The 22,260-nt window shown below is 64.6% G+C and carries 16 protein-coding genes; 1 reads left to right on the top strand and 15 read right to left on the bottom strand.

Going from position 1 to position 22,260, the window contains the following annotated elements:
- Window positions 1–57 precede the first annotated feature (57 nt).
- The 13 genes from hflC to ndk form a co-directional block, all read right to left on the bottom strand.
- Entirely contained in the window at window positions 58–972 is a 915-nt protein-coding gene (gene hflC / locus ABWW33_RS15970) for a protease modulator HflC (protein ID WP_176651947.1), read from the bottom strand.
- A complete protein-coding gene (hflK, locus tag ABWW33_RS15965) occupies window positions 972–2,270 on the bottom strand; it encodes an FtsH protease activity modulator HflK (protein ID WP_353402812.1) in 1,299 nt (432 codons plus the stop codon). Before hflK ends, hflC begins: the two co-directional genes overlap by 1 nt.
- Window positions 2,271–2,287: 17 nt before the next feature.
- Entirely contained in the window at window positions 2,288–3,448 is a 1,161-nt protein-coding gene (gene hflX, locus ABWW33_RS15960; protein ID WP_353402810.1) for a GTPase HflX, read from the bottom strand.
- Window positions 3,449–3,493: 45 nt separating this feature from the next.
- A complete protein-coding gene (gene hfq / locus ABWW33_RS15955; protein ID WP_008450615.1) occupies window positions 3,494–3,730 on the bottom strand; it encodes an RNA chaperone Hfq in 237 nt (78 codons plus the stop codon).
- Between the two features lie 182 nt (window positions 3,731–3,912).
- Window positions 3,913–5,259, bottom strand: coding sequence for a ribosome biogenesis GTPase Der (gene der / locus ABWW33_RS15950; RefSeq protein ID WP_176651950.1), 1,347 nt, complete (start codon window positions 5,257–5,259; stop codon window positions 3,913–3,915).
- A gap of 4 nt (window positions 5,260–5,263) precedes the next feature.
- Window positions 5,264–6,400 (bottom strand): outer membrane protein assembly factor BamB, encoded by a 1,137-nt coding sequence (gene bamB / locus ABWW33_RS15945; protein ID WP_353402808.1) that lies wholly within the window; start codon window positions 6,398–6,400, stop codon window positions 5,264–5,266.
- 50 nt (window positions 6,401–6,450) lie between these two features.
- Window positions 6,451–7,104, bottom strand: coding sequence for a YfgM family protein (locus tag ABWW33_RS15940; protein WP_353402806.1), 654 nt, complete (start codon window positions 7,102–7,104; stop codon window positions 6,451–6,453).
- Window positions 7,105–7,158: 54 nt separating this feature from the next.
- A complete protein-coding gene (gene hisS, locus ABWW33_RS15935; RefSeq protein WP_353402804.1) occupies window positions 7,159–8,502 on the bottom strand; it encodes a histidine--tRNA ligase in 1,344 nt (447 codons plus the stop codon).
- Entirely contained in the window at window positions 8,489–9,757 is a 1,269-nt protein-coding gene (gene ispG / locus ABWW33_RS15930) for a flavodoxin-dependent (E)-4-hydroxy-3-methylbut-2-enyl-diphosphate synthase (protein ID WP_176651954.1), read from the bottom strand. The genes hisS and ispG overlap by 14 nt, the downstream gene beginning before the upstream one ends.
- A 26-nt stretch (window positions 9,758–9,783) precedes the next feature.
- Complete coding sequence (locus ABWW33_RS15925; RefSeq protein WP_353402801.1) at window positions 9,784–10,761, bottom strand: helix-turn-helix domain-containing protein; 978 nt, start codon at window positions 10,759–10,761, stop codon at window positions 9,784–9,786.
- Between the two features lie 13 nt (window positions 10,762–10,774).
- The gene (gene pilW, locus ABWW33_RS15920) at window positions 10,775–11,602 is read right to left on the bottom strand and encodes a type IV pilus biogenesis/stability protein PilW (protein WP_176651956.1); all 828 of its coding nucleotides are present in this window, start codon (window positions 11,600–11,602) and stop codon (window positions 10,775–10,777) included.
- Complete coding sequence (gene rlmN, locus ABWW33_RS15915; protein ID WP_353402799.1) at window positions 11,602–12,774, bottom strand: dual-specificity RNA methyltransferase RlmN; 1,173 nt, start codon at window positions 12,772–12,774, stop codon at window positions 11,602–11,604. The genes pilW and rlmN overlap by 1 nt, the downstream gene beginning before the upstream one ends.
- Before the next feature lie 72 nt (window positions 12,775–12,846).
- A complete protein-coding gene (gene ndk / locus ABWW33_RS15910; RefSeq protein ID WP_090314593.1) occupies window positions 12,847–13,254 on the bottom strand; it encodes a nucleoside-diphosphate kinase in 408 nt (135 codons plus the stop codon).
- Window positions 13,255–13,524: 270 nt separating this feature from the next.
- Here ndk and ABWW33_RS15905 point away from each other — a divergent pair, with 270 nt between their 5' ends.
- Entirely contained in the window at window positions 13,525–14,205 is a 681-nt protein-coding gene (locus ABWW33_RS15905; RefSeq protein ID WP_176651958.1) for a Bax inhibitor-1/YccA family protein, read from the top strand.
- 145 nt (window positions 14,206–14,350) lie between these two features.
- Here ABWW33_RS15905 and pbpC read toward each other — a convergent pair whose 3' ends face one another.
- Both pbpC and ABWW33_RS15895 read right to left on the bottom strand, forming a co-directional pair.
- On the bottom strand, window positions 14,351–16,450 hold the full coding sequence (gene pbpC, locus ABWW33_RS15900; protein ID WP_353402796.1) for a penicillin-binding protein 1C: 2,100 nt from the start codon (window positions 16,448–16,450) through the stop codon (window positions 14,351–14,353).
- Window positions 16,447–22,221 (bottom strand): alpha-2-macroglobulin family protein, encoded by a 5,775-nt coding sequence (locus ABWW33_RS15895; RefSeq protein WP_353402794.1) that lies wholly within the window; start codon window positions 22,219–22,221, stop codon window positions 16,447–16,449. The genes pbpC and ABWW33_RS15895 overlap by 4 nt, the downstream gene beginning before the upstream one ends.
- Between the last annotated feature and the right edge of the window lie 39 nt (window positions 22,222–22,260).

The raw sequence follows: 22,260 nt of genomic DNA, 5'->3' as shown, positions 1-22,260 counted from the left end.
CGAGAGGAGAAAAAGATACGCCGGGGAGCCATACGGCACCCCGGCGCGGGTCTGACTTTACTTCTTGGCGGGAGCCGGTGCGGCCGAACCGGCGGCGCCGGAGCCTTTGAAGTACTTGAAGAAGTCCGAGCTCGAATCCATCACCATCACGTCGCCGTGATTCTTGAAGGTGGCGCGGTAGGCTTCCAGGCTGCGGTAGAACTTGTAGAACTCGGGGTTCTTGCCGAACGCTTCGGCGTAGATGCCCGAGGCCTTGGCGTCGCCCTCGCCGCGGATCTGCTCGGCGTCGCGATAGGCCTCGGCCAGGATCACGGCGCGCTGGCGGTCGGCGTCGGCGCGGATCTTCTCCGACTCGGCCGAACCGGTCGAGCGCAGCTCGTTGGCCACGCGCAGGCGCTCGGCCTTCATGCGGTCGTACACCGAGTTGTTGATCTGCTCGACGTATTCCACGCGCTTGAGGCGCACGTCGATGATCTCGACGCCGATCTGCGCCGCTTCCTGCACGACTTTGGTGCGGATCGCCTCCATCACCTGGCCGCGCTGGCCGGAAATCACTTCGCTCACCGTGTGCTTGGTGATTTCCTCGTTCAGCGCCGCCTTGACGATGACCGACATGCGGTCGCGCGCGCGGCTCTCGTCGCCGCCGAAGGTGACGTAGTACAGCTTGGCCTGGCCTTCGTTGCGGCCGATGCGCCACTTGACGAAGCTGTCGATCAGGATGTTCATCTTCTCGGCCGTGATGAAGCGCTCGGCGTCCGGCGTTTCAATGGTGAGGATGCGGTTGTCGAGATAGACCACGTTCTGGAACGGCGGCGGCAGCTTGAAATGCAGGCCCGGCTCGCGTATCACTTCCTTGATCTGGCCCAGCGCGAACACGATCGCGTACTTGCGCTGGTCGACCACGAACACCATCGACGACAACACGAGCAGCGCGACGAACGCCGCGATAAGGGTACTGGCTATGCGGTTCATTAACGGCTCTCCCGGTCACGTAAGGCTTCGCGCGAACGCGGATCACGCTGGCGACTCACTTCCACCGTCGGCATCACATCCGACGGCAGCGTGGCCACCGGCGGCGGCGATGCGGCCGCTTGCGCGGCAGCCTTGGCGGCCGCGGCCTGCGCATCGGTGGCCGCCGCTTGTGCGATCAGCTTGTCCAATGGCAGGTACAGCAGGTTGCTGCCGGTCTTGGCGTCGACCATGACCTTGCTGGCGCTGGAGAAGATCTGCTGCATGGTTTCCAGGTACATGCGGTCGCGCGTGACGCCCGGGGCCTTCTGGTACTCGGTCAGCACCTGCTTGAAGCGCGAGGCGTTGCCGGTGGCGTTCTCGGTCACCATCGAGCGGTAGGCTTCGGCCTCCTGCATCAGGCGCGAGGCGTAGCCGTGGGCCTTGGGGATCACGTCGTTGGCGTAGGCCTGGCCTTCGTTCTTCTGGCGCTCGCGGTCCTGTCCTGCCTTGACCGCGTCGTCGAAGGCGCCCTGCACCTGCTCCGGCGGCTGCACGTTCTGCAGCGTGACGGCCGAGATCAGCACGCCCGACGCATAGCGGTCGAGGATCTGCTGCATCAGCTGCTGGGTTTCAAAGCCGACCTTGTCGCGGCCCTCGTACAGCACGAAGTCCATCTTGTTCTTGCCGACCACTTCGCGGATCGAGGTCTCGGCCACCTGGCGTACGGTTTCCTCCTCGTCGCGGTTGTTCATCAGCCAGGCCACGGGATCCTTCAGCTTGAACTGGACGGCGAACTGCATGTCGATGATGTTTTCATCGTCGGTCAGCATCAGCGCCTCGCGCAGCTGCTTGTTCTTGACGTTGCCGCGATAGCCGATTTCGACCATGCGCATCTGCGACACCTTGACCGTCTCGTCGCTCTGGAACGGGTACGGCCAGCGCCAGTTGAAACCGGAGCCGGTGGTGTGGCTGACTTTGCCGAAGGTGTAGACCACGCCGGTCTGGCCTTCCTGCACGATGAAGGAACCGCTGGCAAGCCAGATCAGCGCGATGACGGCGCCGACCGCGCCGGCCGTGGCGCGCACGCCGGACAGGTCGGAACGGCCACCGCCGCCGCCATTGCCGCCGCCGTTGTTATCGGGACGGTTCTTCTGGCCGAAGAAGCTGTTCAGGCGCTGGTTGAAATCGCGCCACAGCTGCTCCATGTCGGGAGGGCCTTCGCCGGGCTTCTTGCCTTCATTGGCTTGCGGCTTGCTATCTTTCTTGTCCGAGCCCCAGCGGGGATCGTTCAGCGACAGCTTCAAGCCGAGACGTTTCATAAGTGACGAGACACGCATTAGTGTGATCCGACATGAGTAAGGGTGGGACTGCTATCCGGTTCTGCTACTTCGTCGTCGACATGATAAGCCTGGTTGAGCCGGGCACCCGGCGCGTTCTTGGCCCATTCGATCATGGCGCCGCGCAACAGGTCCAGTCCTTGACCGGTGCGCGCGCTGAGGAAAACGCGGGAAATCTTATCATATTCATCCCGCTCGACCGACGGCTCCAGCTCCGCGGCATCGATCTTGTTCCACACCAGTATCTGCGGAATGTGATCGGCGCCGATTTCCTTGAGCACCAGGTTGACCTGCTCGATCTGCTCCATGCGCACCGGCGACGAGGCGTCGACCACGTGCAGCAGCAGATCGGCGTGGATGGTCTCCTCCAGCGTGGCGCGGAAGGCCGCCACCAGCTGGTGCGGCAGTTCGCGCACGAAACCGACCGTGTCCGAGATCACCACGTTGCCCACTTCCTGCCCCATGTAGACACGGCGCGAGGTGGTGTCCAGGGTGGCGAACAATTGATCTGCGACATACACGCCGGCCTTGGTGACGGCGTTGAACAAGGTCGACTTGCCGGCATTGGTATAGCCGACCAGCGACACCGAGAAGGTCTGGCTGCGGCCGCGCGAACGGCGCTGCGTCTCGTGCTGCTTGCGCAGCTTGTCCAGACGCGCGCGCAGGGCCTTGACCCGCTCGCCGATCAATCGGCGGTCGGTCTCGAGCTGCGTCTCGCCGGGGCCGCGCAGGCCGATACCACCCTTTTGCCGTTCCAGGTGGGTCCAGCCGCGTATCAGGCGCGTGGCCAGATGCTGCAGCTGAGCCAGTTCCACCTGCAGCTTGCCCTCGTGAGAGGCGGCGCGCTGGGCGAAAATGTCGAGGATCAGGCTGGTGCGGTCCAGCACCCGGATCTGCAGGCGCTTTTCCAGGTTGCGCTGCTGGGCCGGCGACAGCGCGTGGTTGAAGATGACGATTTCGATTTTGTGATCGAGCACGGCAAGGCCGATCTCGTCGGCCTTGCCGCTGCCGACGAAATATGCCGCGTCCGGGGACGAGCGCTTGGCCGTAATTGTCGTGATCGGTTCCGCACCTGCTGAACGGGCCAGCAGTTGCAGTTCCTCGACGCTGGCGGCAAAGTCGCCCTGACCGAAATCGATACCGACTAGAGCTGCGCGCATACGACGGTCAGGCGATTTGAGAAAAAGAAGCGATGGTGCAAGCGCTTATTCCGCTTCGGATTCAATGTTGAGGTTGACGGCGCGTGCCGGCACCACGGTGGAGATGGCGTGCTTGTACACCATCTGGGTCACTGTGTTACGCAGCAATACGACGTATTGATCGAACGATTCGATATGGCCCTGCAGCTTGATGCCGTTGACCAGATAGATCGAGACAGGAACATGCTCTTTGCGCAAGGCATTGAGGAATGGGTCTTGTAACAGTTGCCCTTTGTTGCTCATAACAGCTCCATTTTATGTTGTTGTGTTGGAATTGGAGGCGAAACGCTTGATTTCAAGTACGTGGCCCAGCGAAAGTCAAATGATTTTCGCTGAAACACCGTTCGCCACGCCGGGAATGGTGCTTCTAAGCCACTGTAACCTGTTTTTGCTTTTTTTGCAGGGCGCACCAGCAAAAAAACCGCTTATTTCGACTGAGTTTTTGCGAACGGATTCTTACCGGTGCGCAGTTCGATGCGCAACGGCGTGCCGACCAGCTGGAACGTGTCGCGGAAATGCTTTTCCAGGTAGCGTTTGTACGGTTCGCCGACGGCGTCCAACGCATTGCCGTGAATCACGATCACCGGCGGATTCATGCCGCCCTGGTGCGCGTAGCGCAGCTTCGGACGGATCGACCCCTTGCGCCGTGGCTCCTGCTTCTCCACCGCCTCGATCAGCGCGCGCGTCAGCTTGGGCGTCGACAGGTTGCACATGGCGGCGGCGTAGGCCGCGTCAAGCGACTTCATCAGTGGACCGATGCCCTGCGCCTTCAGCGCCGAGATGAAGTGCATCTTGGCGAAGGACAGGAAATCGAGCTTGCGGTCGATGTCGATCTTGATCTCGTCGCGCTCGTCGGTGCGCAGGCCGTCCCACTTGTTGACGGCGATCACCAGCGCGCGGCCAGTCTCCAGCACGAAGCCGGCGATGTGGGCGTCCTGCTCGGAGATGTCTTGCTGCGCGTCGAGCATCAGCACGACGACGTTGGCTTCCGAGATCGACTGCAGGGTTTTCACCACCGAGAACTTCTCGATCGCCTCGAACACCTTGCCGCGGCGGCGGATGCCGGCCGTGTCGATCAGCGTGTATTGCTTGCCCTCGCGCTCGAACGGAATCTCGATCGAGTCGCGGGTGGTGCCCGGCATGTCGAAGGCGATCACGCGCTCTTCGCCCACCAGGGTGTTGATCAGCGTGGACTTGCCGACGTTGGGACGGCCGACCAGCGCGATCTTGATGCCGTGTTCGGTCTTTTCCAGCTCTTCCGGATCTTCCGGACGCTGGGCGAAGGCCAGGTCCAGCGCCTCCTCCACTAGGTCGGCGACGCCGTCGCCGTGCGCCGACGAGATCGAGTAAGGCTCGCCCAGTCCCAGTTCGTAGAAGTCGGCGACGACGGCGGTGTAGCGCATGCCTTCCGACTTGTTGACGACCAGCATGACCGGACGGCCGCTTTTACGCAGGAAGTCGGTAATGGTTTTATCATGCGGCGTCAGGCCCTGGCGGCCGTCGACCAGGAAGATGACGATGTCAGCCTCGGCCACGGCCTGCTTGGTCTGCAGCGCCATCTGGTGCATGATGCCTTCCTTGGCGACCGGCTCGAAGCCGCCCGTGTCGATGACGAGGAAGGGACGTTCGCCGACACGGCCCTCGCCATAGTGACGATCTCGCGTCAACCCAGGCAAGTCCGCCACCAGCGCATCGCGCGAGCGGGTCAGACGATTGAACAAGGTCGATTTCCCTACATTGGGTCGACCCACTAGTGCGATTACCGGCTTCATTTTATTACTCGACCGCGAGAGCGGTCACTGTCCCTGATTGGGTTTGGAAAATCAAATTCGTGCCGGCGATGACGGGGTCCGATTGGATCGGGCTGCCGTCGGTCGCGGCGCGACCTATAAATGCGCCATCTTCCCGTGACAGGAGGTGGACATATCCCTGGAAGTCGCCGACGGCCACGACGCGGCCGTAGGAAACCGGAGTCGACAGGCGGCGGTAGGCCAGCTTGTCGTTCTTCCAGGCGTTGCTGCCGTTTTCACGGCTGTAGGCTGCAACTTCGCCTTTGTCGTCGGAGACGAATACAAAACGCTGGTCCACCGCCACGCCGACGTCGGACGAGGTCGGCTTGCTCCAGTGCGGCGCGCCGGTGATGGCGTCGAAGCAGGCCACGCGGCCCTGGTACGACACGGCGCAGACATCTTTCTCGAAGATCACCGGGGTGCCGGCGATGTCGGTCACGCGCTCCAGCTCCGTGGCGCCGCGCGGCTCGCCGACCACCACTTCAAAGCGCGGCAGGCCGGTGGCCAGCACCAGCGCCAGCAGCTTGCCGCCCGGCTGGGCCACGTACACGTTGGGGCCGTTGATGACCATGCCCGGCGCGTTGCGCAGGGTCAGGGCCGGCGTGGTGCGGGTGACGTTCCAGCGCTTGGCGCCGGTCTTGGCGTCATACGCGGTGATCAGGTTGTCGACGCTGCGCACCACGACGATGCCGCCGCCGACCACCGGCGACGACAGCACTTCGCTGGTCGCCTGGCCTTTCCACAGCTGCTTGCCGTTGGCGTCGTAGGCGAAGATCACGCCCTTGGCGCCGCCGACCACGACCACCTCGCCGTCGCTGCCCACGCCCGCGGTCAGGTCGGTGCCGGTCTTGACGCGCCATTGCTCCTTGCCGGTGGCCGCGTTCAGGCGCGCCAGGGCGCCGTCGGCGTCGGCCACGTAGATGCTGTCGCCGGCCAGCGCCGGGGTGAAGACGGCCACGCCGGCTTTACCCATCGAATACTTCCAGACGGTCTTGGGCGTCATGCCGCCCTTCAGCTCAACCAGCGCCGCCGGCTGGGTCTTGGTATCTTTGGACGAGAACAAGGAACAACCGGCCAACATCGCAAACAGGCTTGCAGCAATAACTTTTTCGGTAATACGCATTTTTTAACCTTGATCTGGGGAGGCGCCGGTGATTGCCGGCGCCGGAAAAATTACGCTGCGTCCTTGTCGGCCGGCACGGTGCCGCCGATGGCTTCAAGTTTCAGCTGGATCAGCTGACGGCCAGGGTTCTTCTTGTCGGTGGCCTCCAGCGCGGCCTGGTAGGCGGTGCGGGCTTCGGCCAGCTTGTTCTGAGCGACCAGCACGTCGCCCTTGCGGTCGGCCACGGCGCCGGCAAACTGCGGTGCCACGTCGCCCGACAGCACTTTCAGCGCTTCGTCGTAGGCTTTCTCGTCCAGCAGCAGGCCGGCCAGGCGCACCTTGGCGACGGCCTTGAACTCGTCGCCGCCATGCTCGATGGCCCACTGCAGCTGCGCCTTGGCGGACTTGATGTCGTTGGCGTCGAAGCTGGTCTTGGCCGCCACCAGCGCGCTCATCGAGGCGTAGGCGGTGCTGCCGAATTTGGATTCCATGTCGCCGGCGGCGCGCAGCACCTTGACGTTGTCCTTGGCCTCGGCCGCGTTCTGCACTTCGTCGTACAGCGCGGACGCTTGCGCGGCCTGGGTGCGCTGGTAGTAGTTCCAGCCGGTGAAGCCGGAATACGCCGCGAGGCCGGCGATCAGCACCCACGAGGTCAGATTGCCGTACTTGTCCCACCACGCTTTGAGGGACGCAATTTGTTCTTGTTCTTCGAGATCGTATGCCATGTTCGTCTGCTAGTTATAGGTTTAAAAAAGTACGGCTTAGTTTGGTGACTTAGCTTAGTGATTGCAGTGCTCGTCGTGCACGTGGTAGTGGTGATCGTCGCCGCTGGTGATCTGGTCGACCAGGAAGTCGACCACGTCGTCGAACGGCACCGTCGATTGCTGCTGCTCGCCCTCTTCCGCGCGCATCGCCTTGACGCTGGCGGTGTGGTTGGCCACCTCGTCGTCGCCGATGATGACGGCGAAGGCGGCGCCGCTGCCGTCGGCCTTCTTCATCTGCGTCTTGAAACTGCCCGGACCGTTGGCGGTGGAGGCGTGCATGATGACGTCCAGGCCGGCGTCGCGGATGCGCTCGCCCAGCACGAAGGCCTGCAGCTGCGCCGCCTCGCCCTGGTGCACCAGGTAGACGTCGCACTGGCCCGGCTGCTCGGGCTCGCCGGCTTCCTTCATCAATTCGATCAGACGCTCGATGCCCATGGCGAAACCGACGGCCGGCGTCGGCTTGCCGCCGAAGGTCTGGATCAGCGGATCGTAGCGGCCGCCGGCGCACACGGTGCCCTGGGCGCCCAGCAGGTCGGTGACCCACTCGAACACGGTGCGGTTGTAGTAGTCCAGGCCGCGCACCAGGCGGGTGTTGATGGTGTACGGGATGTTGTTGTGGTCGAGGATCTTGCGCACGCCGTTGAAGTGGGCCAGCGATTCCTCGCCCAGGTAGTCCAGCAGCTTGGGCGCGTTGTTGACCATCTCCTGCATGGCAGGGTTCTTGGTGTCCAGGATGCGCAGCGGATTGCTGTGCAGGCGGCGCTTGGCTTCGGCGTCCAGCAGCTCCTCGTGCTTTTCCAGGTAGGCGATCAGGTCGACGCGGTGGCGCGCGCGCTCTTCGGCGTCGCCGATCGAGTTCAGCTCAAGGCGGATGTTTTCCAGGCCCAGGTCATCCCACAGGCGGCGGCACATCATGATCATTTCCGCGTCCACGTCCGGGCCGTTGAAGCCGACGGCCTCGCAACCGAACTGGAAGAACTGGCGATAGCGGCCGCGCTGCGGACGCTCGTGACGGAACATCGGGCCCGTGTACCACAGGCGCTTCGGACCTTCGTAGACCAGGTTATGCTCGATCACCGCGCGCACCACGCCGGCCGTGCCTTCAGGGCGCAAGGTCAGCTGGTCGCCGTTCATCGAATCGGTGAACGAGTACATCTCCTTTTCCACGATGTCGGTGACGGCGCCGATGGCGCGCGCGAACAGCGCGGTGTTTTCTACGATGGGCGTGCGGATATGCTGGAAGCCGTAGCTCTGCACCACCGATTGCGCGGTGTTCTGGAACAGTTCCCACAGGTGCGCATCCTGCGGCAGGATGTCGTTCATGCCTTTGACGGCGGTGATTTTTTCAGTTTTGGACATATTCTTGGCTGTAATTCTTCTTCACGTAATTCAGTACGATTTCCTGGAACTCTTCAACGATGCGCTCACCGCGCAAGGTGGCGAACTTGGCGCCATCGACGAACACCGGCGCGGCCGGCGATTCGCCGGTGCCCGGCAGGCTGATGCCGATGTTGGCGTGCTTCGATTCGCCCGGGCCGTTGACGATGCAGCCCATCACGGCCACGTTCATCGCCTCCACGCCCGGATAGGTCTTTTTCCACTCCGGCATCTGGTCGCGCAGATAGGTCTGGATGTTGTCGGCCAGTTCCTGGAAGGTGGTCGAGGTGGTGCGGCCGCAGCCAGGGCACGCGATCACCATCGGGGTGAATTTGCGCAGGCCCATGGTCTGCAGGATCTCCTGGCCGACCACGACTTCCTTGGTGCGGTCGCCGCCCGGCTCCGGCGTCAGCGAGATGCGGATGGTGTCGCCGATGCCCTCTTGCAGCAGCACCGACAGCGCGGCCGTCGAGGCGACGATGCCCTTGCTGCCCATGCCCGCCTCGGTCAGGCCCAGGTGCAGCGGATAGTCGCAGCGCTTGGCCAGTTCGCGGTACACGGCGATCAAATCCTGCACGCCCGAGACCTTGCACGACAGAATGATCTTGTCGCGGCCCAGGCCCAGTTCCTCGGCGCGCACGGCGTTCTCGATGGCCGAGGTGATCAGCGCCTCGTACATCACCGCCTGCGCCGACCACGGCTCGGCGCGGCCGGCGTTTTCGTCCATGATGCGCGCCAGCAGCGCCTGGTCCAGGCTGCCCCAGTTGACGCCGATGCGCACCGGCTTGTCGTAGCGCGCGGCCACTTCGATCATCTGCGCAAACTGCGTGTCGCGCTTGGCGCCCTTGCCGACGTTGCCCGGGTTGATGCGGTACTTCGACAGCGCCTTCGCGCACTCCGGATAATCGTTGAGCAGCGTATGGCCGTTGTAGTGAAAATCGCCGACCAGCGGCACGTCGATGTCCATCTTGTCCAGCTGCTCGCGGATGTAGGGCACCGCTTCAGCCGCTTCCGGACGGTCCACCGTCAGGCGCACCAGCTCCGAACCGGCGCGCGCCAGCTCCTTGATCTGGATCGCGGTTTCGATCACGTTGGCGGTGTCGGTATTGGTCATCGACTGCACCACCACGGGCGCGTCGCCGCCGACCCAGATCTTGCGCTGGCCGTGCGAAACCAGCACGCTGCGGCTGGCGCGGCGATTCGACGGTCCCGAAGGAATAGCTGTTTGTGAAGACATGATCTTTTACTCGGCTTGTGCTTAACTTATTTAATGTTCACGCGCGAAATCGTACCGCCGGCGACCGGTGGCAACGCCAGCGGCGCGCCGCCCAGCGTGGCTTTTACGCCGCCAGGCTTGCCGACGATCAGCAGCGCCGGATCCTTGATGTCGAAGGTCTCGGTGTTGCCGGCTTTCACCAGCCGCGAAATCAGCGGCGTCGTGCCCGGGCGGCGGATCTCCACCCACGAATCTTCCGTTACTTCCAGCACCAGCTGGCTGCCTGCGGCGGCCGGCGCTGCCGCCGGTGGCGCCACTTGCGCGACCGGCGCCGCGGTTGCAGGCGTCGTGGCGGCCGGCGTTGCAGCGGCGCCCGCCGCCGCCGCATCGGCCGGCGCGTTGCCGCCTGGCGGCGGCACCGAAATCAGCGGCACGCTAGGCGATTGCAGCGGCGCGGTTGCCGCGCCCGGCGCGGCGGTGGTCGTTTCGATCGGCGCGATCGCCGGCTCGGCAGGCTTGACCGCCTCGGTCGTGGCGCTGGCCGGCGCTTCCGAGCGCTGGAACAGCGTCGCCGGGATCATGCCGCTCTGGTAGGCATACACGCCGGCGGCGGCCACGGCCACCACCACGGCCACACCGATCAGCCAGCCGGCCGGACCGGACGAACGCTGCGTCATCGACGGGAAGCGCGATTCGGAGAACGTCGCGGCGATTTCCTTGCGCGGCGGCGCGGCCTCATGGCTGGTCGGCGACACCACTTCGATCATCGCCACCAGCGGGGTGGCGTCTATCTTGACGACCTTGGCGTAGGCGCGCACGAAGCCGCGCACCACGGCCATATTCGGCAGCGCGGCGTAGTCGCCCGCTTCCAGTGCCTTGACCTGGCGCGGCGCCAGTTTCAGTTGATCGGCAATCTGTTCCACCGTCCAACCCATCGCTTCGCGCTGGGCCGCCAGTTGTGCTCCGGGCGTGGCCAGGCTGCTGCTGCCCTGGTCTTTTGGCGAATCTGCCCACTCTGAATTCATTGGTATCCCTGTTTCACTCATCAAACGCCCCACGTTGATAAGCAGCATACTCGGCCGAGCCGGGGTGGTGGCGGCGCAACTGCGTCGCCCAACCAGCTTCCGCGCTCGTGTCGCCAAGCTTATGCTGCACCTTAATCGCGAGCCACAGCACGTCGGCCGTCAGGCTCTCCATCTTTGCCACCTTGTTCAGGCGGGTCACGAAGAAATTGGCGCGCACATAATCGCGCTTTTCAAAATAGACCCGCGCCAGATTGGCGTTGGTGGCCGGCAGGTCGGGCGTCAACTGCAAGGCTTGCAGCAGATAACGCTCCGCGCTGGCGTAATCCTTGATCTTCAATGCGCAGGAACCGGCGTTGTTCGCGGCGCTGGCCGGCGAACGATAGCTGCGGTTGCTCAGGGCCGCATCAAACAGCGGCAGCGCCTCGGCCACCCGGCCGAGCTGGCACAGGAACGAGCCGTAATTGTTGGCCAGGTCGGGATTCCCCGGCACCAGCTTGCGGGCGCGCACGAAGTTGTCCTCGGCCAGCCCGTTCTCGCCCATCTGCTGGTAAATCAGGCCGCGCATGCCGTAGGCGTCGGCGTAGTTCGGATCGGCCGCCAGCGCCAGCTTGACCTCGTCCAGCGCGAACGCATACTGGCGCTGCTCGAAGTAGCCGATCGCCAGCTGCATGCGGATCTCGACCTTGCGCTGGGCGCTGGTCTGGTCCGACACCGTGGTCAGCTCGGCCTGGCCACTCTTGCCGCGCTCCGGGCCCGACGAGGCGCAGCCGGCCAGCGTCCCGGCCGCGATCGTCAGGATCGTGGCGAGAGTGAGCCGGCTACGCTGCGCCAGGAGGGTCATCAGGAACGGATCTCCACGATCTTGCCGAAATTGGCGCCGAACTTCTGCTGGTACTCGGCCATTTTCTCCATCCGCTTGGCCACCTTGGTGCGGTCCTGCACTTCGCCGGCCAGCTGGCCGCAGGCGGCGTCGATATCGTCGCCGCGCGTCTTGCGGATGGTGGTGACCAGGCCGCCGTCGACCAGGATCTGGGCGAAGGCCTTGATGCGGGGATTCTTGGAGCGCAGCAAGCCCGACTCCGGGAACGGGTTGAACGGAATCAGGTTGAACTTGCAGTTGACGCCGAACTCGCGGTCCTGCACCAGGGCCAGCAGTTCGCGGGCGTTCTCGTCGGAATCGTTGACGCCGTCGAGCATGCAGTACTCGAAGGTGATGAAGTCGCGCGGCGCAAATTCCAGGTAGCGCTTGCAGGCGGCCATCAGCTCCTTGAGCGGATACTTCTTGTTCAGCGGGATCAGGCTGTCGCGCAGCTTGTCGTTCGACGCGTGCAGCGAGACGGCCAGCGCCACCGGCACTTCCTGCGACAGCTTGTCCATCATCGGCACCACGCCGGAAGTCGACAAGGTGACGCGGCGGCGCGACAGGCCGTAGGCGTTATCGTCGAGCATCAGCTTGAGGGCGGTGGCGGTCGGCTCGAAGTTCAGCAGCGGCTCGCCCATGCCCATCATGACCACGTTGGTGATCTGGCGCTCGCCCTTCGGGCCCGGCTCGATGCCCTTGGTGCGGCGCAGTTCGAACTCCGCCATCCACAGCTGGCCGATGATCTCGCCGACGGTCAGGTTGCGCGAGAAGCCTTGCTTGCCGGTCGAGCAGAAGCGGCAGTTGACGGCGCAGCCGGCCTGCGTAGAGATGCACAGCGTGCCGCGGTTCTCTTCCGGGATGAACACGGTTTCGACCGCGTTGCCGTTGCCGACGTCGACCAGCCATTTGCGCGTGCCGTCGGTGGACGTGTGATCGCTGATGATGGCCGGCGCCGTGACGTGGGCGCGGGTTTTCAGTTTGTCGCGCAGCGACTTGGCCAGATCGGTCATGCTGTCGAAGTCCGACGCACCGAATTGGTGGATCCAGCGTTGCAGTTGCTTGGCGCGGAACGGCTTCTCTCCCAACTCGGCGCAGTAAGCGATAAGTTGCGCGGGATCGAAGTCCAGCAAGTTGGTCAGAGGTGCGTTCATAGTGGTATTCAAAACAGTACTAATCATTTTTCCGTTTCCGCACCGCGGCGCGGAAACGGATCTTACTAAAAATTACTTACCGAAGAAGTAAGCGATTTCAACTGCGGCGGCTTCGACAGCGTCGGAACCGTGGACAGCGTTGGCGTCGATCGAATCGGCGAAGTCAGCACGGATGGTGCCTTTTTCAGCCTTCTTAGGATCGGTGGCGCCCATCAGTTCGCGGTTTTTCAGAACTGCGTTTTCGCCTTCCAGAGCCTGGATCATGACTGGGCCGGAGACCATGAAGTCCACCAGGTCCTTGAAGAAACCGCGCTCTTTGTGCGCAGCGTAGAAACCTTCAGCCTCTTCACGCGACAGCTGCTTCATTTGAGCAGCAACGATCTTCAGGCCAGCGCCTTCGAAGCGGCTGTAGATTTGGCCGATAACGTTTTTTGCAACTGCGTCTGGTTTGATGATCGACAGGGTGCGTTCGATTGCCATTTAAAAAACTCCAATAAAAAGAAAGGTTTAAAACAAAATTGATAACTCAATCAACCTTTGATTTTACCATAGAACACCCCATATACCGAGAAACGGGAGTAGATAAGCTTGCAAGAGCGGCCATATTTGCCCCTTTTTCGGGCGAAAATATGGCCCGGGACGGTTTTAAGCCAGTATTAAGTGCATTTTCGGGGCATTTTTGCGCATTTTTACCCCGCCGTGCTATGCTTTTGGCAAGCGGTATTCGAATCACTATGAAGGAGGTTCCATATGAACAACATGCAAAATACCTACGACCTGGCGGGAAGCCGCCGGTCGGTCCAGCACAACGTGCTGCGCAATACCTACTGGCTGCTGGCCCTGTCCATGGTGCCGACCGTATTCGGCGCGGTGCTGGGCGTGTCGCTGCACCTGCCGCTGGGCGGCGGGCTGATGGCGCTGCTGTTCCTGGGCATCGCCTTCGGCTTCATCTGGGGCATCGAAAAGAACAAGGATTCCGGCCTGGGCGTGGCCCTGCTGCTGGGCTTCACCTTCTTCATGGGCCTGATGCTGACGCCTATGCTGTCGCGCATTCTCGGCTATTCCAACGGCGGATTCCTGATCATGACCGCGTTTGGCGGCACGGCGTCGGTGTTCGCGGTGCTGGCGACGATCGCCACGGTGTCCAAGCGCGACTTCTCCGGCATGGCCAACTGGCTGTTCGCGGGCGTGGTGGTGATCCTGCTGGCGTCGATCGCCAACATCTTCCTGGGCATCCCGGCGCTGGCGATCGTGATCTCGGTGGTGGCGATCGCGATCTTCTCGGCCTACATCCTGTATGACGTGCAGCAGATCATCAACGGCGGCGAGACCAACTACATCCGCGCCACGCTGAACATCTACCTGGACGTGTACAACATCTTCGTCAACCTGCTGTCGCTGCTGGGCATCTTCGGCGGCAACCGCGACTAAGCGAAAACAGCCCCCCCCTCGAAGCCGGCCCAGCGCCGGCTTTTTTTATTTCAACCCGGGGTCAGATCCGACAATTGGACACGAGCTCTGCCGTAGCGGTCGCTACGGCAGAGCTCGTGTCCAATTGTCGGATCTGACCCCGGATCTAGCGGACGTGGAAACGGGTGGTGGCGACGACTTGGGCGTTGGCGTCGATCAGGGCCAGTTGGTGCTGGCCCGCGACCGGGCGCCAGGCGTAGTCGGCGCCGGCCTGGCCGAGATCGGTGCCATCCAGGCGCCAGTGGAGCCCCCTGCCCGCCTGCGCCTGGAAGAAGACGCGCTGGATGGCGTCCGGGATGTCGGGATCGATGGCGATGATGCTGGCGTCTCCTGGATACAGTATCTTCGGCGCGCGCTGCGTGTCCTGCACCACGGCGATGACCGGGCTTTCGGTGCCGGCGATGAACCACTCGCTGCGCGCCGCCTCCAGCATCGGCTGGTACACGATCTGCTGGCGCACCACGCCGGCCGGCGCTTTCGGCGCGCGGCTGGGCTGCTGGCGGTGCAGATAGTCCATCACGTCGCGCCACACCGGCGCGGCGCCGCTGACGCCGGAAACGTCCCACATCGACTGGCCGTCGAAATTGCCGACCCAGACGCCAACCGTGTAGCGCTCCGAATAGCCGAGGCACCAGTTGTCGCGCATGTCCTTGCTGGTGCCGGTCTTGACGGCGCTCCAGAACGTCGTGGCCAGTTCGTTTTTCAGGCCAAACGTCAGGCTGCGCGCGGCGCGGTCGGACAGGATGTCGCCGACGATGAAACTGGCCCTGGCGTCGAGCACGTGGCGCGGCGCCACGGCAGCCTGCGGCGCCAGGCTCACCGGGCCGTACATGCCGCCGTTGGCCAGGGTCCGGTAGGCGTTGCTCAACTCCAGCAGCGACACTTCCGCCGAACCCAGGGCCAGCGAGTAGCCGTAGTAGTCGGCCGATTCCGTCAGGCTGCTCAAGCCCACGTCGTGCAGCCGCTCGTAGAAGCGGTCCATGCCCGTCATCACCAGCGTGCGCACCGCCGGCACGTTGAGCGAACTGGCCAGGCTGGTGCGCACGCTGACGTGGCCCTTGAAGTCCTTGTCGTAGTTCTGCGGGATGTACAGGCCGGACGGCGTGGAAATGTCGATCGCAGTGTCGTCCATCACCGATGCCGCCGTGATCAGCTTGCGCTCCAGCGCCAGCTCGTAGAGGAAGGGCTTGAGCGTCGACCCGGCCTGGCGCAGCGCGGCCACACCGTCTACCTCGCCGCCGCCGGCGTTGCCGACATAGGCCAGGATCTCGCCGCTGGCGTTATCCAGCACCACCACCGCGCCGTCGTTGACATTGCGCGCCCGCAGCGACATCAGCTGCTGGCGCAAGGCGGTCTGCGTAAAGCGCTGCAGATCGCCGTCGAGCGTGCTGCGCACCGCCTTGCCGGCGCTGGTCAGCAGCTGCTGCGCCACTTGCGGCGCAGGCGGCGTCTCGGCCGCCAGCAGCGGGCGCCCCATCGCGATGATGGTCCGCAGTTCGATATCGCTGCAGGTGGAAGGCGCCCGCAACTCCCTGGCCAGCGCGCACGCCCGCTGCGACACCACCTTGGGCGCGGCGCCCGGCCCGCGCAGCAGGCTGGCCAGGATCATCGATTCGCTCAGGTTCAATCCGGACGGCGCCTTGCCGAACAAGCCGCGCGCCGCCGCGCCGACGCCTTGCAGCTCGCCGCGGAACGACACCAGGTTCAGATACGCTTCCATGATCTGCGGCTTGGTCCATGTCGCATCGAGCTGGCGCGCGGCCTGGATCTGGTCCCACTTCTGTCCCCAGCTGCGGCCCTTGGCCGACGGCTGCAAGCGCGGATCGAGCTGAGCGGCCAGCTGCATGGTGATGGTCGAGGCGCCGCGCGGACGGCTGCGGAACAAGTTATCCCAGGCAGCCTTGCCAGCGGCGCTCCAGTCCACGCCGTCATGCTGGTAGAAGCGCTGGTCCTCGGCCTGCAGCACGGCGGCCGGCAGGCTGGGCGAGATGTCGGCCAGCGCCACCCACGGCAGGCGGCGCACCTTCATGTCGATGCGCAGCGACTGGATCGGCTCTCCATGACGGTCCAGCAGCTCCGCCTCCGACGAGCGCCAGGCGGCGCGCACCTGCTCGGCTGTCGGCACGACGATTGTGGCGGCGTTGGCGGCGCCGGCTGCATGCACGGCGCCGGCCAGCGCCAGCAGGGTTGCCAGGATCGGTTTCATTTGACGTTGAACGGTGCGTTCGGGGATTCGCCGAACATCTCCGGACTATACATCGCTTCGACGCGCGTGGCGGGCAAATTGAACTGTCCGGCGTTGTTCAACCGCACAGTGTATTCCACGCTCCATTTCCCTTTCGGGACGAACTGGTAGAACGCATGGAAGCCCTCAAACGTACGCTCTTCGAACACCGGCCACGCCCAGCCGCTACGCTTTTCTCCGCTGCTGAGCAGCTGCGAGTCGCGTCCCAGGCCGGAACCCAGCACCGTGGCGCTGGCCGGGATCGGATCGTCGACCACCACCCAGGTCATGTCGGCTTGCGCTTCCAGGTCCAGGCGCACGCGATAGACGTCGCCACGCGACCATACGCCCGCCACCTTCTGCTCCACCGGCGTGACGGTCCTGACGATCTTGTAGCCGCTCGATATGGGCGCCTTCAGCGGCAGCGCGGCCTGCGTCTGCACCGTCACCCACGGCTTGCCGGTGCCGGCGTGATCGAGTTCCAGCCCGGCGCCGCCGTGCGGCCAGGGCAGCATGACGCTGCCGCCGTTGGTGTCGCCGCCGAACGCGACGCTCTTGCTGGCATTCGCCAAGGTCGCGCTGCCGGTGCCGGTGACCTTCTCGTTTTCGAATTTGCGCGAGAATTTATCGATGGCCAGCGTGCCCCAGACATTGGCGACCGTGGTGCCCCAGCGGCCCTTGCGCTGGCGTCCCAAGGCGCCGCGCGCCAGCCGGCCCATGTCTTCCTGCCACGCCGGATTGTCCAGCATCGCCAGCAGCAGCTTGTTGGCGTTGCTGTCGGCGGATGCCATCAGCCACCACCAGTCGTCGGTACGCTCGGTCGAAAAGCCCAGCGTCGTTCCTTGCAGATTCAGGCGCGAACGCAGGATCTGCTCCGCCTGCGCCATGCGCTGCGTGTGCATCGACAGCTTCGGCGAGCGCTTAAGGATCAGGTACCAGTCGATGACGGCCGACGTCGGCCACAGATTGGGTTCGACGCTGAACGATTGCAGCTCTTCCGGCTGGATGCCGTGGGTGCGCGACAGCGCCTCCAGCGCGGCGATCTTGCGGATGGCCAGGTCCGCGGTCGGCAGTGACGAGTAGCGCGTGACCTTGCCCTGCACGAAAGCCAGCAGTCCGGATTCCATACGCCCCTTCAGTTCAGCCGGTATGCTGTAGCCGGCCTCCTGTGAGGCGGACAGCACATAAGCCGTCAGAGTGTCGTCGCCCTGCTGCATGGTGGCGAAGTATTTGACCAGGCCATCGGCGTCCAGATGCGCCGGCAGGCTGTCCACCGCAGACTGCCACAACGCCGGGTCGTGCAGCGCGATGGCGCGCGAGCTGACCTGTTCGAAGCAGCGGTACGGATAGGCGCTCATGTAGTCGCGCACACCGGGCAGATCGCTGCCGAGTTTGGGGCTGAACTGCACCTGCACACCGCCGCGTCCCGGCAACGCGTCGTCCGGCAGGCGGACCTGCATGGTCTGCTTGCGGTCCAGCTGCAGCAGCGTCGCCTGCGTGGTGCGCACCGGCACGGCGGCCACCACTTTCTGCTTGACCTTCAAACGGTCGCGCGACGCCGGCCCGGCCGCCGCGCCATCGCCGACGATCGCCGCGCCGACGTCCCACGCCAGCGTGGCCGCACCGACCGGCACCTGATAGTCCCAGCCGATATCCTGCGCCTGCCCCGCCTCCAGCGCGACCTGCTGTGGAGCCAATGTCTTGCCGCCGACGGTAGCGGTCAGCGCCACCTTGACGGCGCCTGCGGTCGTATTCCGCAGCGTGAAGCCGGCGCGGAAGCGGTCGCCCTCGCGCACCAACGACGGCAGGCCGGAGAGCAGCATCAGGTCCTGCGAGCTGCGCACCTCCGCGCGGCCGGTGCCGAACAAATCCGCCTCCGCACTGGCGATAGCGACGATGCGGAACGCCGTCAGCGAGTCGTTGATGGGCACCTGCACCGTCGCCTCGCCGTTGGCGTCCAGCGTCACGCGCGCCTTCCAGAACAGCAAAGTATCGAACAGCTCCCGTCCTCCACCCTTGCCCCCGCCACCGCCGTGCGGCACAGCCTTGCGGCCGAAGTGGCGCTTGCCGACCACCTGCATCTGCGCGGTCGACGTCTGCACCTGCAGGCTGCGCTGCTGCATCATCGCTTCGAGCAGGTTCCAGCTGTCGTTCGGCATCAGCTCCAGCAGACCGACATCGACCGCGGCCAGCGCCACCTCGGCGCCGGCGGGTGGCGCAGAGCCGTCCGCGCGCGTGACCTTGACCGCCACGGTGGCCTTGTCGCGCACGTTGTAGACCGGTTTGTCCGCCTTGACCTGCACCTTCAATTCATTGGCCGACCAGCCCACGCGCAGCGCCGCGATACCCAGCTTGTACGCAGGCTTGCCCAGATCGACCAGCGCCGTCGGCTTCACGCTGGCCACGCGGCCGCGCACCACCAGCGCCGACACATACACATTGGGCGCGTAACCGCCCTTGACCGGAATCGTGAACACCGGCGCGCTGCCCGACAGCGGCCGCACGTAGGTGTCGATGATGCCTTCGCGCTCCACGGTGATCAGCGCGGTCGCCTCGCGGAACGGCATGCGCACCTGGAAGCTGGCGGTCTCGCCAGGCTCGTAGCGTTTTTTCTCCGGCAGCAGGTCGATACGGTCGTTGTCGGTGGCGCTGAACCACCAGTCGGCGCCGTCGGCCACCCAGGTCTCGCGATTGGTCATCGTCACACGCTGCTGTTCATCCTGCGTTTTCGCGCGCAGGATCAGGTTGCCCGACGCCGGCGCCTTGACCTGGCAGATCAGCAGGCCCTTGTTGTCTGTCTTGCCTTCGCAGGCCGCACCCAGCGCCTTGACTTCGCTGTTGTTTTCGTAGGCGTAAAAGCCGCCGATCAGACGGCGCCGGTGCGAGTAAGACTGCCGCTGGAAGAAGTCGACCGACACCGGCGCGTCGGCCACCGGCTTGCCTTGCAGGTCCAGCACCACGACCTGGAACTTGAGCGCGTCCTTGCTCAGCACCCAGCCGTCCGGCTGGATGCCGATCACATAGCTCGACGGCCACAGCGGAATGCGGGTGGAGACGGACAGCGTCTCGCCGTTGGCATCCTGGTAGGACATCTCGGCCGTCAAATCATGCGGTGTTTGCACGGCCGGCAGCTGGTCCAGCGTGACGCGCGCGCCGCCGGCCTTGTCCAGCGTGAGATTGCGGGTCTTGACGGCGGCCGGACCGCTTGCCGCGCCGCCATCCGCTTCTCCTCCCTCGAACATCCCCTCGTCTTCATCGAAGGCGCCGTTGCTGCGCTCAACACCGACCTTGACGTCGCCGGTGCTGAAGCTGAAGTCCGCGTAGTCCTCGAAGCTGACCGCCTTGTCCTGCACCATCGTGCGCAATTGCACCGGCGCGCCGCCGGCCCCGCCACCGGACAGGTAGCTGAGCTGCACGTCCAAGTCCAGCGCCGGCGTCTGGATGGCCGGCGTTTTCGGCCCCTGCAGCACGGCCTTCATGGTCGGCACGCGAAACTGCTCGACACGGAAGCGGCCCGCCGTGCGGCCTCCCAGCATCACCGTGTACCAGCCCTGCCTGGCGTCCGCCGGAATGATCCACTGGTTTTCCGCGCTGCCGTTCGCGCTCCAGCTGATCGGCAGTTCGTATTTCTGCTCGCTCCCCTCATGCATGACGAAGATGCTGCCCGGCTGCGCCTTGCGCTCTTCCGCTGTCAACTGTTTGGCGCGCCAGTTGCGCTGGTCCTTGCGCGGCGCGTCGGCGGCGCCGACCAGCGCGACGCCCTGCTCCACATGGCGGCGCAGGAAGTGCTTCATGTGCACCGTCTCGCCGGCGCGCAGCAAGGTGCGGTCGAACACCGTGGCGGCGATGACGTTGTCGGCGCTGCTGTCTTCGGTCGGCAGGTTGTAGCGCCAGCTTTCGATGCCGCGCGTCCAGTAAGACAGCGTGAAGGTCATGTCGGCGCCGCTGCGGGCGCTGATGAAATAGCCGCTGCTGCGGTCACAGCGGGACTCCGCCAGCTCCTGCTTGATGTCGGCCACGCCGATGGCGTTGGTGGTGCCCTGCCACAGCTGCTTGCCGTGGCAGTCGCGCACCGATACCTGCGCTTGCGGCACAGGCTTGCCCTTGTCCAGCGACGTGACCCACACCAGCGACGATTGCCCGCCCTGCTTGAAGTGCGCCACCATGTTCGTCACCAGCGCCGCCGTGCTGACGTAGGCGGTGGACGGCTTGTCGTTCAGCGCCGCACCCAGTTTGGGGCTGGCCAGTTCGACCACGTAGAAGCCCGGCTTGCGCAGCGGGATGCCGACCACTTCGAACGCCTGCCGCCCGCCCGGCTTGGGCATGGTGAAGCGTTCAATGGCGCCGGATGGCGCCTTCTTGCTGTCGCCCAGCAGCGGCTTGTACAGCGCGTCGCCAAACAACTCCACCGGTCCCCAGCCGTAGCCGGACATGCGCTGCAGCCAGTCGAAGATCTGCTTGTCCTGCTGCTCCGGCAGGGCAGCGGCGTCGTTGACGCGCAGCGCAGCGCCATCGACGCGCGCCGTGCGGCCGGCCAGGCTGGCCTCCACATTGCGCACCGTGACCGGCAGCAAACGGTCGCCCTTCGCTTCAATGATGCCAAAGCGGGCCGGGAACTTGACCAGCGGCGGCTGCACGTCCGTCTGCACCGACATCGGGAAGCGCGCCTGATTCAACAAGGGCCGGTTGGCGTCGTCCTTGAGGCCGGCCGGCACGGACAGCGTCAGTTTGGCTTTCTCCGGGAACGGCCCGTTGATGGTGACCCAGCTGACGTATTCCGCCTTGAGCTCTTCCTTGTCGACGGCGGCCTTGAAGACCTTGCCGCCCGGGCCGCTCAGCTTGACGGCCAGCGCATCGGCCATGCGCACCGGCGCCGAGAAGTCCACGCGCGCGGGCAGGAAGGGAATGCAGCCGCCGTCCTGCTTCAATCTGTCGCAACTGAAGCGGGCGGTGAACTCCGGCCGCGTCTTGTAGGTCCAGGTCTGGTCCTTGTCGGTGACGATACCGCTGTCGGCGGCGATGCCGGCGCCCCAGACCAGCGACACCTCGGCCTCCGCCGGCAGATTGCGCTTGCACTGCAAAACCACCAGCGGCAGCTTTTCCATGCGCTTGTCGCGCACCGTCGCCGTGGCCCGCCACACCACGCCGCGCGCCTTGAAGTACAGCGACAGATAGCGGTCGGTGAACTCCTTGCGCTGGTCGAGTATGCGCTGGCGCTCGGCGCCGCCGAGTATGCGCACGCCGATCTTTTCATTGATGCCTTCGGCGCGGCACCAGGCGTGGGCTGCCACGCTTTCATCGGTGGCCGGCGCGTCGAGGCCGAGGATGAAGATCTGTTGCTCGTCGATATTGCCGGCGCCTTCGCGCGGCAGCGAGCTGACGATGGCCGGGCCGCCGGTGTTGAAGGAGAACCGGCGCTCGCCTTCCAGCGGCGTGCCCGCCAGGTCCTTGAGATCGTCCTTCAGCGTGAAGCGGCAGGCCACGCCGGCCGGCAGGTCGCGTTCGAAATCGTAGCTCCAGTTTTTGCCGTCTATCCAGCGGCCCTTGCCCTGCTCGGGACAATCCACCTTGAACGGATCGCCGAGGCGCATGTCGCCCAGCGGGACCATCTGGCCGCTGAAGCGCGCGGTCGCCTGCCGCACGCCTTTGACGACGCCGGACGGAGAAAACGAGATAACGGAAGTCTGGGCCAGGACGGCCAGTGGCATGCTGCAAAAAGCAGCCATGCCGATGAGGCGAAACAGGAGGCGCATGCCAACTCCGGACGCTGATTATGGGATCAGCCCAGTGTT

This window comes from Duganella hordei, from assembly GCF_040369125.1.
Classification (GTDB): domain Bacteria; phylum Pseudomonadota; class Gammaproteobacteria; order Burkholderiales; family Burkholderiaceae_D; genus Rugamonas; species Rugamonas hordei.
This window is presented reverse-complemented; position numbering and strand designations above follow the sequence as displayed.

Coding starts and splice junctions, on each gene's coding strand:
- ABWW33_RS15895 (WP_353402794.1), bottom strand. CDS start 22,221: ATGCGCCTCCTGTTTCGCCTCATCGGCATGGCTGCTTTTTGCAGCATG.
- ispG (WP_176651954.1), bottom strand. CDS start 9,757: ATGTCTTCACAAACAGCTATTCCTTCGGGACCGTCGAATCGCCGCGCC.
- ABWW33_RS15940 (WP_353402806.1), bottom strand. CDS start 7,104: ATGGCATACGATCTCGAAGAACAAGAACAAATTGCGTCCCTCAAAGCG.
- hflK (WP_353402812.1), bottom strand. CDS start 2,270: ATGAAACGTCTCGGCTTGAAGCTGTCGCTGAACGATCCCCGCTGGGGC.
- ABWW33_RS15905 (WP_176651958.1), top strand. CDS start 13,525: ATGAACAACATGCAAAATACCTACGACCTGGCGGGAAGCCGCCGGTCG.
- pilW (WP_176651956.1), bottom strand. CDS start 11,602: ATGACCCTCCTGGCGCAGCGTAGCCGGCTCACTCTCGCCACGATCCTG.
- ndk (WP_090314593.1), bottom strand. CDS start 13,254: ATGGCAATCGAACGCACCCTGTCGATCATCAAACCAGACGCAGTTGCA.
- rlmN (WP_353402799.1), bottom strand. CDS start 12,774: ATGAACGCACCTCTGACCAACTTGCTGGACTTCGATCCCGCGCAACTT.
- hflC (WP_176651947.1), bottom strand. CDS start 972: ATGAACCGCATAGCCAGTACCCTTATCGCGGCGTTCGTCGCGCTGCTC.
- pbpC (WP_353402796.1), bottom strand. CDS start 16,450: ATGAAACCGATCCTGGCAACCCTGCTGGCGCTGGCCGGCGCCGTGCAT.
- hfq (WP_008450615.1), bottom strand. CDS start 3,730: ATGAGCAACAAAGGGCAACTGTTACAAGACCCATTCCTCAATGCCTTG.
- hisS (WP_353402804.1), bottom strand. CDS start 8,502: ATGTCCAAAACTGAAAAAATCACCGCCGTCAAAGGCATGAACGACATC.
- ABWW33_RS15925 (WP_353402801.1), bottom strand. CDS start 10,761: ATGAATTCAGAGTGGGCAGATTCGCCAAAAGACCAGGGCAGCAGCAGC.
- hflX (WP_353402810.1), bottom strand. CDS start 3,448: ATGCGCGCAGCTCTAGTCGGTATCGATTTCGGTCAGGGCGACTTTGCC.
- bamB (WP_353402808.1), bottom strand. CDS start 6,400: ATGCGTATTACCGAAAAAGTTATTGCTGCAAGCCTGTTTGCGATGTTG.
- der (WP_176651950.1), bottom strand. CDS start 5,259: ATGAAGCCGGTAATCGCACTAGTGGGTCGACCCAATGTAGGGAAATCG.